Source organism: Paraburkholderia sp. BCC1884 (assembly GCF_900996225.1).
Classification (GTDB): Bacteria; Pseudomonadota; Gammaproteobacteria; order Burkholderiales; family Burkholderiaceae; genus Paraburkholderia.
Window position 1 is genome coordinate 635,844 of sequence record NZ_CAAJGL010000068.1, and the last position, 16,336, is coordinate 652,179.

Below are 16,336 nucleotides of genomic sequence, written 5' to 3' on the forward strand. Positions count from 1 at the left end.
CGGCATGCCTTACGCCGCAGTCAACGGCACCGAACTGCACTATCGAATCGACGGAGACCGGCATGGCAACGAGCCATGGATCGTGTTGTCGAATTCGCTCGGTAGCGATCTGTCCATGTGGACGCCGCAGGTTGCGGCACTGTCGCGGCACTTTCGTGTGTTGCGCTACGACACGCGCGGACACGGCCACTCGGAAGCGCCGAAGGGTCCATACACGATCGAGCAGTTGACCGGCGACGTGCTCGGCCTGATGGATACGCTGAAGATTGCGCGCGCGAATTTCTGCGGCGTGTCGATGGGCGGCCTGACCGGCGTCGCGCTGGCTGCGCGTCACGGAAACCGTTTCGAACGGGTCGTGCTATGTAATACCGCAGCCCGTATCGGCTCGCCGGAAGTGTGGGTGCCGCGCGCGGCCAGGGCGCGCACCGAAGGCATGCTCGCCCTGGCCGACGCCGTGTTGCCACGCTGGTTCACGTCGGACTATATCGAACGCGAACCGGTGGTCCTGGCGATGATTCGCGACGTCTTCGTGCACACCGACAAGGAAGGCTACGCCTTGAATTGCGAAGCGATCGACGCCGCCGACCTGCGCCCCGAAGCGCCCGGCATCGAGCTGCCAACCCTGGTGATCAGCGGCACGCACGATCTGGCGGCGACGCCCGCGCAAGGCCGTGAACTCGCCGAGGCGATTGCGGGCGCGCGCTATGTCGAACTGGACGCCTCGCATATTTCCAATATCGAGCAAGCCGACGCTTTCACGAAGACGCTGCTCGATTTTCTGACGGAGACGCAATGAACGACGAAGACCGTTACGAAGCAGGACTCGGTGTGCGCCGCGCGGTACTGGGCAGCGCGCACGTCGACCGGTCGCTCGCGAATCGCACGGAATTGACCGAGGAGTTTCAGAATTTCATCACACGTTATGCGTGGGGCGAAATCTGGACACGCGAGGGATTGCCGCGTCATACGCGCAGCCTGCTGACCATTGCCATGATGGTCGCGCTCAATCGCAGCGAAGAACTCGCCTTGCATTTGCGTGCGGCGAAAAACAATGGCGTGACGCGCGAGCAGATCAAGGAAGTGTTGTTGCAGAGCGCCATTTATTGCGGTGTGCCGGCGGCGAATTCGGCGTTTCACCTGGCCGATAAACTGTTCCGTGAAGACGACGCAGCGGCGGCGCAACCGTAACGCTACGAGAGTGCCCATGCAGTAAGAAAAAGCGCGCCGCCAGAACGGCGCGCTTTTTTATGCCGCGCCGCGTTGACGTTCTTGATCGTGTCGATTCATCAAAGCCCTGGCTTCCTGGGGCAGTTCTACACGCACCGCACGCAACACCGTGTCTTTGATCACGTCGCGCCAATGCGCGAGCGCGGCCTTGTCCATCAGCGGCTCGCCGAGAAATGCGCCCAACGTGTACTGGTTGGCGTTATAAAAATAGCCGAGCGATGCAATCATCAGATACACATCACGTGCCTTGACGTCGGTACGAAAAACCTGTTGCTCCTGGCCCGCGTTCAATAGCCTTTCCACTACTGAAATCGCATAGCCCGAAATCTCCTTCAGCTTGGACGACTTCCTGACATGCTTGCCTTGATGCAGGTTCTCGCTCGACAGCAGCGTGACGAACTCGGGATGATCGAGGTAATACTGCCAGACGAATTCGACCATCTGTTCGAGACCGTGCACCGGGTTGTCCAGGTCGAGATCGAGTTGGCTTTCCGCCTCGTTGAACTGCGTGTAGATCGTCTCCAGTACTTCGACGAACAACTGTTCCTTGCTGCCGAAGTAGTAATAGATCATCCGATCGTGCGAACGCGCGGCCTTCGAGATGCTTTCGACGCGGCCGCTCGCATAGCCCTGCTTCGCGAATACCTTGATGGCCGCTTTCAGGATCTTGGCGCGCGTGTCTTGCGCCTGTTTCGCACGGATGCCGGTAGCACCAGGCTTGCGGGCGGCAGTTGGACTCATGACGGTCTCGGCTCTCCTGGATTGAAGCGCGGCCCTGGCCCGGCTCAAGCTGCGATGTGGCGCTGCACCATTGAAGCGAACACTGGGAAACACATTGCGCAGTCTATTTTGATCGAGTAGATTTCAAAGCAGTTTGGTGTAGCGGATACTACACGAACGGTAAGTGACCGCAACATGGAAAAAACGCCTCACGCGAAAGTCCCATGATTTAAGGGCTATTCGTGAGCCGGGGCAGGGCCGGTTGTAATGTCGTCGTATGGGAACCCCACCATGACAGAACATACGAAGGTCGATTTCGGTGCGGAACGCGTCGACGGCGAAACCGCCTCGACGCCGGGTCCGACCGTGCTCGAGAAGGCGGTGCCGCGCAGCGAGCGTATGGCGTCGAACAAGATCGAATGCAATGCGTGCCCCGTGCTTTGCCAGATATCGGAGGGCCGTACCGGCGCGTGCGATCGCTATGCGAATGCGCAAGGAAGGTTGATTCGCGTCGATCCCGTCGTGTTTCTGTCGCGCGCGGTTTCGTCGAATGCGGCGAGTGCGGAGGCGAACACTACCGGCGCCACGGTCGAGTTTGGTGCGTCTTCCGAAGCGCACAATCCCGCCGCTGAACAGGCGCTCTTCGTGACCGGCGTCGGCGCCTCGTCCACCTATCCCGACTATAAACCCGCGCCGTTCATCGTCGCGTCGAAGCTCGACGACGTCGATATGATCACCGTCGTCACCGAAGGCATTTTCAGCTACTGCAGCTTCAAGGTGAAGATCGACACGGACCGTTTTCTCGGGCCCGAGCAATCCAATGTGCGCTGTCAGGGCGAAATCGTCGGCCATGTGACGACCGCGGAGTACGGCTCGCAAATGCTGAGCCTCGGCGGCGTGCATCATCTGACCGGTGGCAGCAAGAAAGAAGGTCGCGTGACTTGCGACATGATGCTCGCGCTCGGCAACAAGGAAGCCGTGGAGTTGACCATCGACGGCGGCGCGAGTCTCGTGATTCGTGCGGGCGCCGCGCCAATTGTGGACGGCGTCGAAGAGCGGCGCATGCGCGTGGGTTGCGGCTCGGCCACGATCGGCATCTTCGCCAAACAATGGTTCGGTCACGCCGACGAAGTCGTGGTGGTCGACGATCACATTACCGGCGTGCTGACCGAACATCAGGCGGGACGTTGCCTCGGCATGACGCGCTCGGGTCTGAAGATTCGCGGACGCAAATCGACGCCCGGCCGCTATTTTCAGGTAGCGAATCCCGGCACCGGCTGGGGCGGCACCGATATTCAGGACCCGCTGGCGATCGTGGAAGGTTTCGACCCGGCGGTCGCGAAGCCGGGCATGCGTCTGCTGATGGTGTCGACGACTGGCGAGCACGCGCAATGGTACGAGCTGGATCAGGACCTCGTGCCGCGTATCGCGGCCATGCCGGATGCGGTGCGCCGTACCGTCGAGCGGATCGGCGAAAACTGTGAACCGTCGCTCGCCACGGTGCTGTTCCTCGGCGGCGCGGGCGGCAGCCTGCGCGCGGGCGCGACGGAAAACCCGGTCCTGCTCACGCGGGCCATCAAACAGAAACACGTCAACGTGACATGTGGCGGCGCGCCGGCTTATGTCTGGCCGGGTGGCGGCATCACCGTGATGGTCGACGTCGCGCGCATGCCGGACCGTTCGTTCGGCACCGTGCCGACCCCGGCGATCGTCGCGCCGATCGAATTCACCATGACGTATGACGCGTACCGCGATCTCGGCGGCCATCTCGACGCGGTGCGTTCGCTGGAAAGCGTGCTGGCGAACGGGCCGGAGCATACCGAAGGCGCGCCGCTCGCGCGCCGCACGCTGGCGCGCAATCCCGACAACCCGTGGCCGCCGTCCATGCCGCCCATGCTCGGCTAGGCGCGATCGAACGATGAATCCCACCCGTACCCAACTCGATGCGAGCCGCTGGCATTGGCAGCATGGACCGATCGATCTGATCGTCGGCGTGAACGGCGAGCCTGCTGCGGTGCAGGCCGCGCTTGCGGCGTGCTGGGCGCGTTTTGTCGAGGTATTGCCGGAATTAGTCGTCGAACTGACGGTGTTGCGGCGGCCGGTGTGCGCCGATGTTTCGTTAGGCGACAATCCATTGCAAGGCGCGGTGGCGCGGCGGATGTGGTCCGCTTGCCATCCTCATCGCGCATGTTTCGTCACGCCGATGGCCGCAGTGGCGGGTAGCGTCGCCGATGAACTGATTGTTGCGTTCGAACGCGAAGGCATCGCCCGCGCCTATATCAACAACGGTGGTGACATCGCGTTGTATTTGTCCGCCGGGCAGCAGTACCGTATTGGCGTGTTCGCCGATCTGGCGCAGTACGAAATGACGCCGTTGTCAGCGGATCATGGATTCGACGCCAACCTGACGCTCGACGCAAGTCAGCCGGTTCGAGGCGTCGCGACCAGCGGCTGGCGCGGCCGCAGCTTTAGCCTCGGCATCGCCGACAGTGTGACCGTGCTCGCCAGCCACGCGGCCACGGCCGACGCCGCCGCCACGATGATCGCCAACGCCGTCGACCTGGAGCATGCGGGCATCGTGCGGCGTCCGGCGTCGTCGTTGAAAGACGATAGCGATCTCGGCGACCTGCTCGTTACGGTGGACGTGCCGGCTCTACCGCTGTCGCTGATCGATTTCGCGCTCGCGCGCGGTGTCGATGTTGCACAAGGTCTGCGGGAGCAAGGTTTGATCGAAGGCGCGGCGCTGTTCCTGCAAGGGCGGGTGCGGGTCGCCGGAATTCAGGGCACGGGCGGATTGCTCACGCCGCGTGCTCGGATAAACAAGGAGGCTCCGTGTTCGAAATACGCCGCGTGCTGACGCACGTCGAAGATATCTTCCACGAGTTCGGTCCTGCGCCCGCGCAGCCGTTGCGACGCGGCGCGATTGCTGCGGTGATGACGAACCCGTTCGCCGGCCACTACGAAGCGAAGATCGAGCACGCAATGGAAGCGCTCAAGCCGATTGGCTTCGACATGGCGCAACGGTTGCTCGCGGCGATGGCCGTGCCGCATGCGGCGATCGAGAGTTATGGAAAGGGCGCGATCATCGGCTCGCGTGGGGAACTCGAACATGGCGCACTGTGGCACGTTCCGGGTGGCTACGCGATGCGGGAGCTGCTGGAGAAAAACGGCGTGCCGACTCATGCCATCGTGCCGTCCACCAAGAAGGTCGGTGCGCCGTCCAGTGCGCTCGACGTGCCGCTCACGCATGTCAACGCAAGCTACGTGCGCAGCCACTTTGACGCGATCGAAGTACGCGTGCCTGGCGCGCCTGCCGCTGACGAACTGGTCTACATCCTCGTGATGAGCACGGGGCAGCGGGTGCATGCGCGCGTCGGCGGGCTTGCCAAAGAGACGATCGAGGGCAAGGACGGTTTGCGCTGAAGCGCGGCGCCCGATCGTCGCATTGGACATTGGAACAGGCAGAATACGCATCGAAACCCGGAGAGCGACATGGCAATCAAGCTTCGCAAGCTGATCGTGCAGGTGGATGAAACACGCATTGAAATGGGCCAGATCATCGATCCGCCCGCGCGTCGCGCCGTCGCGATCGCGGTGATCGATAATCCCTATGCCGGCCGCTATGAGGCGAAGCTCGACGCGCTGATCGAAGCAGGTGAAGAACTGGGCGCGTTGCTCGGCAAAAAATGCGTCGAAGCACTCGGCATTGCGCCGGGTGATGCGCAGAGCTACGGCAAGGCGGCGATCGTGGGCGAAGCGGGCGAACTGGAACACGCCGCGGCGATCCTGCACCCCAAGCTCGGCGCGCCGCTGCGCGTGGCGGTCGAAAAGGGCGCGGCGCTGGTGCCGTCGGCGAAAAAAATGGGCACGCTCGGCACCGCGATCGACGTGCCGCTCGGCCACAAGGATGCCGCCTTCGTGCGCAGCCATTTCGACGCGATCGAAGCGCGCGTGTCGGATGCGCCGCGTGCCAATGAAATCGTCGTGGCCGTCGCGGTGACGGCTTCGGGCCGCCCGCTGCCGCGCATCGGCGGCTTGCAGGCGAGTGAGATCAAGGGCGAAGACGGACTACGCTGACTTAAAGCTGCAGGGGATCGGATGCTTTCGAATTTGCTGGTACAGCTGGTCAATGGACTCGCCGACGCGTCGACGCTGTTTCTGGTCGCCGCCGGGTTGTCGTTGATTTTCGGCGTGACGCGCATCGTCAATTTTGCGCACGGGTCGTTCTACATGTTCGGCATCTATGTCGCGTACAGCATTGCCAGCCGCTTCGGACAGACGACCGGCGGCTTCTGGCTGTCGGTGCTGGCAGCCGCGCTGGTGGTCGCGGTGCTCGGCGCGCTGGTCGAAATGATCGTCTTGCGGCGCATCTACCAGGCGCCCGAACTGTTTCATCTGCTCGCCACCTTCGCGCTCGTGCTGATCTTTCGCGACGCCGCCTTGTGGTTATGGGGACCGGAAGACCTGTTCGGCCCGCGCGCGCCGCATCTGGCCGGCGCGGTCGATTTCCTCGGCCATCCGCTGCCGACTTACGACATCGCCTTGATCGTGATCGGGCCGCTGGTGTTGCTGCTGCTCTGGTACGCCTTGACACGCACGCGTTGGGGCACGCTAGTGCGCGCCGCGACGCAGGATCGCGAAATGCTCGGCGCGCTCGGCATCAATCAGGCGTGGCTGTTTACCGGCGTGTTCTTCGTCGGCGCGTTTCTGGCCGGATTGGGCGGCGCGTTGCAAGGGCCGCGCATGTCCGCGAATCTGTCGCTGGATCTGGAGACTATCGGCAATGCGTTCGTGGTGGTGGTGGTCGGCGGCATGGGTTCGATTCCAGGCGCGTTCGTCGCCGCGCTCATCATCGCGGAGATCAAGGCGCTGTGCATCGGCATCGGACATGTGACGATTTTCGGCGTTGGCTTTTCGCTGAGCCGCTTTACGCTGGTGGCCGAATTCGTCGTGATGGCGGTGGTGCTGGTGGTGCGGCCGTGGGGGTTGTTGGGCCGCGCGAGCGCCGCCGTTCGTGGCATGGCAGCGCCGGAAACGCCTTTGCGCCCGGCAGGAAAACGCCTGAAATGGCTGGCCGCCATCGCCTTGCTGATTCTCGTGCTGGCGCCGCTCGCGGCCAACGCGTTCCCGTATATGCCCGTGCTGCTGGTCGAAATCCTGATCGCCGTTCTGTTCGCCACGAGCCTGCACTTCATCATGGGACCGGGCGGTATGCATTCGTTCGGCCATGCCGCTTACTTCGGTCTGGGCGCCTATGGCGCAGCGCTGTTTCTCAAGGTATTGAATCTGCCGATGGAAGCCGCACTGCTGCTCGGCCCCTTGCTGGCAGTGGGCGGTGCGCTGGTGTTCGGCTGGTTCTGCGTGCGTCTCTCGGGCGTCTATCTCGCGATGCTGACGCTCGCCTTCGCGCAGATCGTCTGGTCGGTCGTGTTCCAGTGGGACGATGTAACGGGCGGCAGCAATGGCGTTCTCGGACTGTGGCCGTCGAACTGGTTGGCGTCGCCGGTGGCTTTTTATTATCTGACGCTGGTGTGCTCGGTGATCGGCGTGTGGCTGCTGCGCAAGATGCTGTTTTCGCCGCTCGGCTACGCCATGCGCGCCTCGCGCGATTCCGTGCTGCGCGCCGAGGCGATCGGGATCGACGTCAAGCGTGTGCAGTGGGCGGCTTTCGTGATCGCCTCGCTGTTTTGCGGGCTGGCCGGTTCGCTTTATGCCTTCTCCAAAGGGACGATCTCGCCGGAAGTCATCAGCGTGAGCCGTTCGGTCGACGGCCTCGTGATGGTCCTGCTTGGCGGCTTGCAGACCTTGACCGGCCCGATCGTCGGCGCGGCCGTGTTCACCTGGTTGCAGGACACCGTCGCGCGGCAAACCGACTATTGGCAGGCGCTGCTGGGCTTCGCGATCTTGTTGCTGGTGATCGCGTTTCCGCAAGGGATCGTCGGTTTCATTCGCGAACGCTTTGGCGACGACACCGTCGATACAACCGACACCAACGCCGTATCGCCCTCACAACGTGCCGCGATCGAGGAGGGACTATGAGCTTGCTGCGCGTGTCCAGCCTCTGCAAATCGTTCGGCGGCCTGAAGGCGGTCGACGACGTCTCCTTCGACCTCGAAGCCGGCCAGCTGCTCGCCTTGCTCGGTCCGAACGGCGCGGGCAAATCGACCTGCTTCAACATGGTCAACGGTCAACTGACGCCCTCGTCCGGGTCGATCCGCCTCGACGGCCAGGAACTGGTCGGGATGCGTCCGCGCGACATCTGGCGACTGGGCGTGGGCCGCACGTTCCAGATCGCCGCGACCTTCAATTCGATGACCGTGCTCGAAAACGTGCAGATGGCCCTCGTGTCACGCGAACGAAAGACCTTCGGCCTATGGAGGTCCGCCGGCTCGCGCTACGCCGATGAAGCCCTCGCGTTGCTCGATCAGGTCGGCATGGCCGCCGACGCCAACCGTGCATGCGGCGTGCTCGCTTATGGCGACGTGAAACGCGTCGAGCTTGCCATTGCGCTAGCGAACCGGCCGAAGCTACTTCTGATGGACGAACCCACCGCCGGCATGGCGCCCAGGGAGCGCAACGAATTGATGGCCCTGACCAGGCGCCTCGTTACCGAACACCAGATCGGTGTGCTGTTTACCGAGCACAGCATGGACGTCGTATTCGCCTACGCCGATCGCATGATCGTGCTCGCGCGCGGCAAGCTGATCGCCGAGGGCGACGCCGACACGATCCGCAACGACCCGCACGTGCAGGAGGTGTATTTCGGCACCGGCAAGACTTTCCAGCCGCGCGCGCCTTTGCATGACGCAGCGGGCGGACGGCAAGGTCAAGGAGCGCTGCAATGAGCGAGCCGATGCTGAAAGTCTCCGGCCTCAACGCGTTCTACGGGCGCGCGCATATCCTGTTCGACGTCGGGCTCGAAGTCGGACGCGGTGAAGTGGTTGCGCTGATGGGCCGCAACGGCGCAGGTAAATCCACCACCATGAAAGCCGTGATGGGTCTGCTGCCGCGCCGTCAGGGCGAAGTGCATTTTCGCGGCCAGAATATCGCCGCTTTGCCGCCGTACAAGATCGCGCGGATGGGCATGGGCTTCGTCCCCGAAGACCGGCGCGTATTCGGCGATCTGACCGTGATGGAGAATCTCGACACGGGCCGTCAGCCGCCGCGCGAAGGCGCGCCGCAGTGGACGCCCGAAAAACTGTTTCGCCTGTTCCCCAACCTCGGCGAAATGCCGCAACGTCCGGGCGGCCAGATGAGCGGCGGCGAGCAGCAGATGCTCACCGTATCGCGCACGCTGATGGGCAATCCCTATCTGGTTCTGCTCGATGAACCGTCCGAAGGCGTCGCGCCCGTGATCGTCGAACAGATGGCGAACATGATTCTCGAACTCAAGCGCGAAGGGCTGTCGATTCTGTTGTCCGAACAGAACCTGCACTTCGCCGAGCTGGTCAGCGACCGTGCCTATGTGCTCGAAAAAGGGCAGATCCGGTTCAGCGGCACGATCGGCGAACTCGCGCAGAACGAGACAGTGAGACGCGCTTATCTGAGCGTGTGATTCCATCGGCGCCGCAATCGAGCACGAAGCACGCGGGCGGCGCCCGGCAGTCGTTGCGAAAGGAGAGGCAGATGGCAGCAGAGACGTTGACAGGCTTGTCGGGCAAGGTCGCGGTAACGAACATCGGACTGCTGTTGTCCGGCGACATCGATCAGCCGATTCTAGACGCCGACACGCTGGTGATCGACGACGGCGTGATCGTCGCGATCGGCAAGGAAAAGGACTGCGATCTGGAAGGCGCGCGCACCACGGTCGATTGCAAGGGCACGACGGTCGCGCCCGGGCTGATCGACTCGCATGTGCATCCCGTGTTCGGCGACTGGACGCCGCGTCAGAATCAGATGGGCTGGATCGAATCCAACCTGAACGGCGGTGTGACGACGATGATCTCGGCCGGTGAAGTGCATTTGCCCGGCCGCCCGAAAGACGTGCTCGGCGTGAAGGCGCTCGCGATTACCGCGCAACGCTCGTTCGAAGGGATGCGCGGCGCGGGTGTCGGCGGCGGCGTGAAGGTGATGGCGGGCGCGCCGGTGATCGAGAAGGGCATGGTCGAAGAGGACTTCAAGGAGCTCTCGGAAGCGGGCGTGAAGCTGCTCGGCGAAGTCGGTCTCGGCAGCGTGAAGGGCGGCGAGGAAGCCGCGCAAATGGTGGCGTGGGCGCGCAAATACGGGATTCAGAGCACGATTCATACGGGCGGGCCGTCGATTCCCGGCTCGGGGCTGATCGATCGCGACGTGGTGCTCGCCGCCGATGCCGATGTGATCGGCCACATCAACGGCGGGCATACGTCGCTCTCCTATCGCCATGTGTGCGACCTGTGCGAGCAATCGAGCCGCGCGCTGGAAATCGTCCACAACGGCAACGAACGGATCGCTTTGCTGACTGCGCGTCATGCGATCGAACTCAAGTGTCCGCACCGCATCATTCTCGGCACCGATAGTCCCGCCGGTTCCGGCGTGCAACCGCTCGGTATTTTGCGCATGATCGCGCTGATCTCCAGCCTCGCCGACGTCCCCGCCGAAATCGCTTTCTGCTTTGCGACCGGCAACACCGCGCGGCAACGCAATCTGCGCCAGGGGCTGATCGAAGTGGGCCGCCCCGCCGACCTGGTGTTCATGGACCGCGCCCAGCACACTGCCGCCGACACGCTGCTCGAAAGCGTGCAGCTTGGCGATCTTCCAGGCGTAGGCATGGTGATGATCGACGGGCTGATCCGCTGCCGGCGCAGCCGCAATACGCCGCCGGCCACCGAAGTGCCGGTGGTGTCGTGAAGCCGCGCCGTCACGTGTGCCCGCTTCGCTCATGAACCGCCGCGTGCCGCTTGCGCTGCAGGTGAACGGCGCGACTCATCTGGTCGATGCCGCCGCCGACACGCCCTTGCTCTATCTGCTGCGCAACGACCTCGCGCTGAACGGGCCGAAGTTCGGCTGCGGACTGGGCGAATGCGGCGCGTGCACGGTACTGCTCGACGGCGTGCCGACGCGCGCCTGTGTCACGACCGCCAAGGTCGCCCTGGGCCGCGAGATCACCACGCTCGAAGGGCTCGGCACACGGGCGGCCTTGCATCCGGTGCAGCAGGCTTTCATCGAGGAACAGGCGGCGCAGTGCGGCTATTGCCTGAACGGCATGATCATGACCGCCAAGGCCTTGCTCGATCGCGATCCGCATCCGGGCGTCGAGACGATCCGCCGCGAGTTGTCGCGCAATCTGTGTCGTTGCGGCACGCATGTCGAGATCGTGCGCGCGGTGCAGCGCGCCGCCGAATTGCTGGCGGCGCAGGCCGCCGCGCAATCGTCGGTGCAGGAAGGAGCGCGCGCATGACCGGCCCGGACCTGAGCGTCGACCGACGCGTGCCGCCGCCGTCACGCAAACATTTGTACGACGCGCAGAGCGTGCTGATCGTGACGCGACCGCCGCAGGCACCCGTGAAAGCTGCGATCGGGCAACCGGGTTCACGTTCGTCGTTCGTGCCGACCGAGGCAGATCTTTTCCTCGTGGTACGCGATGACGGCAGCGTGGTCGCGTTCAATGGGCATGTCGATCTTGGCACCGGCATCGGTACGGCGCTCGCACAGATCGTCGCGGAAGAGCTGGATGTACCTTTGACACGCGTGTCGATCGTGTTGGGCCACACGGGCGAAGCGCCGAATCAGGGGCCGACGATTGCCAGCGCCACGATCCAGATGTCGGCGGTGCCGTTGCGGCATGCGGCGGCGCAGGCCCGCCAGTATCTGCTCGCACAAGCCGCGGCGCGTTTCGAGGTCGACGCGGAACAACTCGATATACGCGACGGTGTGATCTTTCGGCGCGACGCCGACGCCACCACGAAAGGCATCCCTTACGCCGAGTTGGTGAGCGGCAGGCGCGTCGAACTGCAACTCGCTACCGACGCGCCGTTGAAGTCGCCCGACAGCTACAAGATCGTCGGCAAGAGCACGCCGCGCGTCGATATCCCCGCGAAGGCCACGGGCGAATTGAGTTTCGTCCATGACGTGCGCGTGCCGGGCATGCTGCACGGCCGCGTGGTGCGGCCGCCTTATGCAGGCGTCGCGCAGGGCGACTTCATGGGCAATAGCCTGCTGCAGGTCGATGAACACTCGCTTGCCGATTTGCCTGGCATCGTCGACGTGGTGGTGATTCGCGATTTTGTCGGCATCGTGGCGGAGCGCGAAGAAGTCGCACAGCAAGCCGTCAAACGTCTCGACGTGCGCTGGAAAGCGGTCGAAGGTCTGCCTTCGCTCGACACCAGCGAAGAGGTGGAAGCGGCACTGCGCGCGAATCCTTCCAGTCGGCGCGATCTGCTGATCGAAGGCGACGTGGACGCTGCGCTGACTCAAGACCCGGCCCGCACGATGGAGCGCACCTACGTGTGGCCGTTTCAGATGCACGCCTCGATCGGCCCGTCATGCGCGGTCGCCGACTATCGCGAGGGCGCGTTGAAGGTCTGGTCGGGCACGCAGAACCCGCATTCGCTGCGCGCCGATCTTGCCTTGTTGCTGACGCTGGACGAAGCGTGCATCGAGATCGTGCGCATGGAGGCGGCGGGCTGCTACGGCCGGAATTGCGCGGACGATGTCGCCGCCGACGCCGCGCTGCTCTCACGCGCGACCGGCGCTCCGGTGCGCGTGCAACTGTCGCGCGAAGACGAGCACGCGTGGGAGCCGAAGGGTGCTGCGCAATTGATGGACGTGCGCGGCGCATTGAGCGCGTCGGGCGAACTGGCGGCTTACGACTTCGCGACGCGCTATCCATCGAACGACGCACCGACGCTCGCATTGCTGCTGACCGGCACGATCTCCGCACAGCCGCAGGTGTTCGAGATGGGCGACCGCACGGCCGTGCCGCCGTACGATTACCGGACCATGCGTATCGTTTGCGACGACACGCCGCCGATCGTGCGCGCGTCCTGGCTGCGTGGCGTATCCGCATTGCCGAATACGTTCGCGCATGAATCTTTCATCGACGAACTCGCCACGCAGGCGGGCATCGATCCCGTCGAATTTCGCTTGCAGCATCTGAGCGATCCGCGTGCGATCGATCTCGTCAAGGCGGTCGCCGACAAGGCCGGCTGGACGCCACGCGCGGCTGCATGGACAGTGCCGCGCGAAGAGGGCGACGGCGACATCGCACGCGGCCGTGGCATTGCTTATGCACGCTACGTGCATAGCAAATTTCCCGGCTTCGGCGCCGCGTGGTCCGCATGGATTGCGGACGTCGAAGTGAATCGCAAAAGCGGCGAGCTTGCCGTGACGCGTGTGGTGGTCGGTCAGGACACCGGCACCATGGTCAATCCCGACGGCGTGCGTCATCAGATTCACGGCAACGTGATCCAGGCCACCAGCCGTGCGTTGAAAGAACGCGTGACATTCGGCGAGAACGCGGTCACGAGCCAGGAGTGGGGCGCTTATCCAATCCTGACGTTCCGCGAAGTGCCGGTGATCGACGTAGTGATGATGCCGCGCCACGGCGAGCCGCCGATGGGCGCGGGCGAGTCCGCCTCGCTGCCGGGCGCGGCGGCGATTGCCAATGCGCTCTACGACGCGACGGGCGTACGGTTTCGCCGCCCGCCATTCACGCCGGAGACGATCCGCGCAGCACTCGCCGATGCCCAGGCCGAAGAAGCCGCCGCGCGAAAAAAGAAGCGCTGGCGTCTGGGCTTGCTCGGTGCGTTCGCTGCGGGCGCGGCTGGCTGGCTCGGTGCGCTTGCGCTCACGCCGCAAGCCATTGCGCCGATCACGCCGCCGCTCGCGAGTGCATTCGCCCCGGACCTGGTAGCGCGCGGCAAGCTGCTTGCGTCGCTCGGCAATTGCGCGGTGTGCCATACCGCGCATAACGGGGTGCCGAACGCCGGCGGCAAAGCGCTCGACACGCCGTTCGGCACGGTCTATAGCACCAACCTCACGCCCGATGGCCTCACCGGCATCGGCAACTGGTCGCTCGAGGCCTTCATTCGTGCGATGCGCGAAGGCATCAGCCGCGATGGGCATCGGCTGTATCCCGTGTTTCCGTACACGTCGTTCAAGAATACTTCCGACGACGATCTGCAGGCGCTCTACGCCTACCTGATGGCGCAAACGCCAGTGCGCGCCCGTGCGCCGGAAACGAAGCTGGCGTATCCGTTCAGTGTGCGTCCGCTGATGGCCGTGTGGAACGGTCTCTTCCTCGGCCGCCATACGTTCAAGCCGAGCGCGACGCAAAGCGCGCAATGGAATCGTGGCGCGTATCTCGTGAACGGGCTCGGCCATTGCAGCGCGTGCCACACACCGCGCAACGCATTCGGCGCGGAGAAATCCGGCGCGGCGTTCATGGGCGGCGGCCTCGCGGAAGGCTGGGAAGCGCCTGCGTTATCGACGCTGTCGAGCGCGCCGGTTCCGTGGAGCGAGCAGGAATTGTTCAGTTATCTGCGTCACGGTCATGCCCCTTTGCACGGCGTGGCCGCCGGGCCGATGGCGCCGGTCGTAGGCGATCTGGCCGCTTTACCCGACAGCGACATTCGCGCGATGGCCACCTATCTCGCCTCGCTCAATCCGCTCGAACCCAATGCGGACCCCGCGGCGCTCGCGCGTCAGTACGAGCAGGCCAGCGCGATCACCGGTGCTCCTGCGGGGCTCGGCGCGCGCCTCTTCGACGGGGCATGCGCCGCCTGCCATCACACGGGAAGCGGACCGCAATTGTTCGGCGCGCACCCCTCGCTCGCGCTTAACACGAATCTGCATAGCGCAACGCCTGATAATCTGATTCGCGTGATTCTGGAGGGCATCGGCTCGCCGGCGCGGCCCGAACTCGGTACGATGCCGGCTTACCGCGACAGTTTCAACGACGCCCAGGTCGCCGAGCTCGTGTCGTACCTGCGTCAACAATTCGCCGGCGGCAAGCCCGCCTGGCAGGACGTGACGGCGAGCGTGACGCGCATCCGCGCGACGCCGACGGCGCACTGAGCCGTCCACGTTGGGTCGCTGGCTTGAACGCTGCAGAACAACCACCCGCATTCCCGCAATCCTTTTGATAACGGAGAAACGCATGACCACGCGCGCACGATGGATTTCCCGCCTGACGGTATCGACCGTACTGTCGTTTGCTGCCTTGGGCGCGAACGCCCAGCAGACCATCAAGATTGGCGAGATCAACAGCTACAAGGCGCAGCCCGCCTTTCTCGGCCCTTACAAGAACGGCTGGAATCTCGCGCTCGACCAGGTGAACGCTGCGGGCGGCGTGCTCGGCAAACAACTCGAAGTCGTCTCGCGCGACGATAACGGCAACCCGGGCGATACGATTCGCGTGGCGCAGGAATTGATCGCGCGTGAGCAGGTGCAATTGCTGTTCGGCGGCTTCCTGTCGAATACCGGGCTTGCGCTGAGCGACTTCGCGAAGCAGAAGAAGATTTTCTTCCTCGCCGCCGAGCCGCTGACCGACAAGATCGTTTGGGCCGATGGCAACAAGTACACGTACCGTCTGCGGCCGTCGACGTACATGCAGGTGGCGATGCTGGTGCCCGAAGCGGTCAAGCTGAAGAAAAAGCGCTGGGCGCTGGTGTATCCGAACTATGAGTATGGTCAATCGGCGGTCGCGACCTTCAAGAAGCTGATGCAGGCGGCACAGCCCGACGTGGAGTTCGTTGCCGAACAGGCTACTCCCCTGGGCAATGTCGACGCGGGCGCCGTCACGCAAGCCATCGCGGACGCGAAACCCGATGCGATTTTCAACGTGCTGTTCGGCGCCGACCTCGGCAAGTTCGTGCGCGAAGGGAATACGCGTGGGCTCTTCAAGGATCGCAGCGTGGTGTCGCTGCTGACCGGCGAACCGGACTATCTCGATCCGCTCGGCGCCGAAGCACCGACCGGCTGGATCGTGACGGGCTACCCGTGGTATTCGATCGATACGGCGGCCAACAAGAAGTTCGTCGATGCATACCAGGCGAAGTATCACGACTATCCGCGCCTGGGGTCCGTGGTGGGGTACTCGGCGCTGATGTCGATTGCGGCGGGCATCAAGAAGGCGGGTTCGGTCGACCCGGATAAGCTTGCCGCCGCGTTCAAAGGGTTGGGAGTGGAAACGCCGTTTGGGCCGATCACGTATCGCGCGCAGGACAACCAGTCGACCATGGGCGCCTATGTTGGCGTCACGGGTCTGAAGGATGGCAAGGGCGTGATGACGTCGTATCGGTATATCGACGGCGCCAGCGTTCAGCCTTCGGATGCCGAGGTGAAGAAGCTGCGGCCCGCGGAGTAAGTGCTGCTGTGTAACAACAGGTGAGTCCGGTCTGCGGCGTGATGTGTCAGCCGCAGACTGGCTTGCTTGCAGCGCTCGCGCATGTGCAAGTGCATTGCATTGCAC

14 protein-coding genes are annotated in these 16,336 nt (G+C 63.9%); 13 read left to right on the top strand and 1 reads right to left on the bottom strand.

Features of this window, described 5'->3' with window-relative positions; translation table 11 throughout:
- The first annotated feature begins 4 nt into the window (after positions 1–4).
- Positions 5–796 (top strand): 3-oxoadipate enol-lactonase, encoded by a 792-nt coding sequence (gene pcaD / locus FQ705_RS09740; RefSeq protein WP_144140228.1) that lies wholly within the window; start codon positions 5–7, stop codon positions 794–796.
- A complete protein-coding gene (gene pcaC / locus FQ705_RS09745) occupies positions 793–1,188 on the top strand; it encodes a 4-carboxymuconolactone decarboxylase (protein WP_144140230.1) in 396 nt (131 codons plus the stop codon). Before pcaD ends, pcaC begins: the two co-directional genes overlap by 4 nt.
- Positions 1,189–1,245: 57 nt before the next feature.
- On the opposite strand, the gene FQ705_RS09750 is transcribed toward pcaC, so the two are convergent.
- Positions 1,246–1,968, bottom strand: a complete 723-nt coding sequence (locus tag FQ705_RS09750; RefSeq protein ID WP_144140232.1) for a TetR/AcrR family transcriptional regulator — start codon at positions 1,966–1,968, stop codon at positions 1,246–1,248.
- A 270-nt stretch (positions 1,969–2,238) separates the two neighbouring features.
- Here FQ705_RS09750 and FQ705_RS09755 point away from each other — a divergent pair, with 270 nt between their 5' ends.
- The 11 genes from FQ705_RS09755 (at position 2,239) to FQ705_RS09805 (ending at position 16,231) form a co-directional block, all read left to right on the top strand.
- Positions 2,239–3,852 carry a 6-hydroxynicotinate reductase gene (locus FQ705_RS09755; protein WP_144140234.1) on the top strand — a complete coding sequence of 538 codons (1,614 nt, stop codon included), beginning with the start codon at positions 2,239–2,241 and terminating at the stop codon, positions 3,850–3,852.
- 13 nt (positions 3,853–3,865) lie between these two features.
- On the top strand, positions 3,866–4,804 hold the full coding sequence (locus tag FQ705_RS09760) for a UPF0280 family protein (RefSeq protein ID WP_144140236.1): 939 nt from the start codon (positions 3,866–3,868) through the stop codon (positions 4,802–4,804).
- Entirely contained in the window at positions 4,780–5,370 is a 591-nt protein-coding gene (locus tag FQ705_RS09765) for an amino acid synthesis family protein (protein ID WP_144140238.1), read from the top strand. The genes FQ705_RS09760 and FQ705_RS09765 overlap by 25 nt, the downstream gene beginning before the upstream one ends.
- A gap of 69 nt (positions 5,371–5,439) precedes the next feature.
- Positions 5,440–6,024 carry an amino acid synthesis family protein gene (locus FQ705_RS09770; protein ID WP_144140240.1) on the top strand — a complete coding sequence of 195 codons (585 nt, stop codon included), beginning with the start codon at positions 5,440–5,442 and terminating at the stop codon, positions 6,022–6,024.
- A 21-nt stretch (positions 6,025–6,045) separates the two neighbouring features.
- Positions 6,046–7,986 (top strand): ABC transporter permease, encoded by a 1,941-nt coding sequence (locus FQ705_RS09775; RefSeq protein WP_144140242.1) that lies wholly within the window; start codon positions 6,046–6,048, stop codon positions 7,984–7,986.
- The gene (locus tag FQ705_RS09780; protein ID WP_144140244.1) at positions 7,983–8,792 is read left to right on the top strand and encodes an ABC transporter ATP-binding protein; all 810 of its coding nucleotides are present in this window, start codon (positions 7,983–7,985) and stop codon (positions 8,790–8,792) included. The genes FQ705_RS09775 and FQ705_RS09780 overlap by 4 nt, the downstream gene beginning before the upstream one ends.
- The gene (locus tag FQ705_RS09785; protein ID WP_144140246.1) at positions 8,789–9,502 is read left to right on the top strand and encodes an ABC transporter ATP-binding protein; all 714 of its coding nucleotides are present in this window, start codon (positions 8,789–8,791) and stop codon (positions 9,500–9,502) included. The genes FQ705_RS09780 and FQ705_RS09785 overlap by 4 nt, the downstream gene beginning before the upstream one ends.
- Positions 9,503–9,573: 71 nt before the next feature.
- Positions 9,574–10,773: an amidohydrolase family protein gene (locus FQ705_RS09790; protein WP_144140248.1), complete on the top strand. Its 1,200-nt coding sequence runs from the start codon at positions 9,574–9,576 to the stop codon at positions 10,771–10,773.
- 31 nt (positions 10,774–10,804) lie between these two features.
- Complete coding sequence (locus tag FQ705_RS09795) at positions 10,805–11,323, top strand: (2Fe-2S)-binding protein (protein WP_144140250.1); 519 nt, start codon at positions 10,805–10,807, stop codon at positions 11,321–11,323.
- Positions 11,320–14,940 (top strand): molybdopterin cofactor-binding domain-containing protein, encoded by a 3,621-nt coding sequence (locus FQ705_RS09800; RefSeq protein WP_144140252.1) that lies wholly within the window; start codon positions 11,320–11,322, stop codon positions 14,938–14,940. The genes FQ705_RS09795 and FQ705_RS09800 overlap by 4 nt, the downstream gene beginning before the upstream one ends.
- 82 nt (positions 14,941–15,022) lie before the next feature.
- Positions 15,023–16,231, top strand: a complete 1,209-nt coding sequence (locus FQ705_RS09805) for an ABC transporter substrate-binding protein (protein ID WP_144140254.1) — start codon at positions 15,023–15,025, stop codon at positions 16,229–16,231.
- The last annotated feature ends 105 nt before the right edge of the window (positions 16,232–16,336 follow it).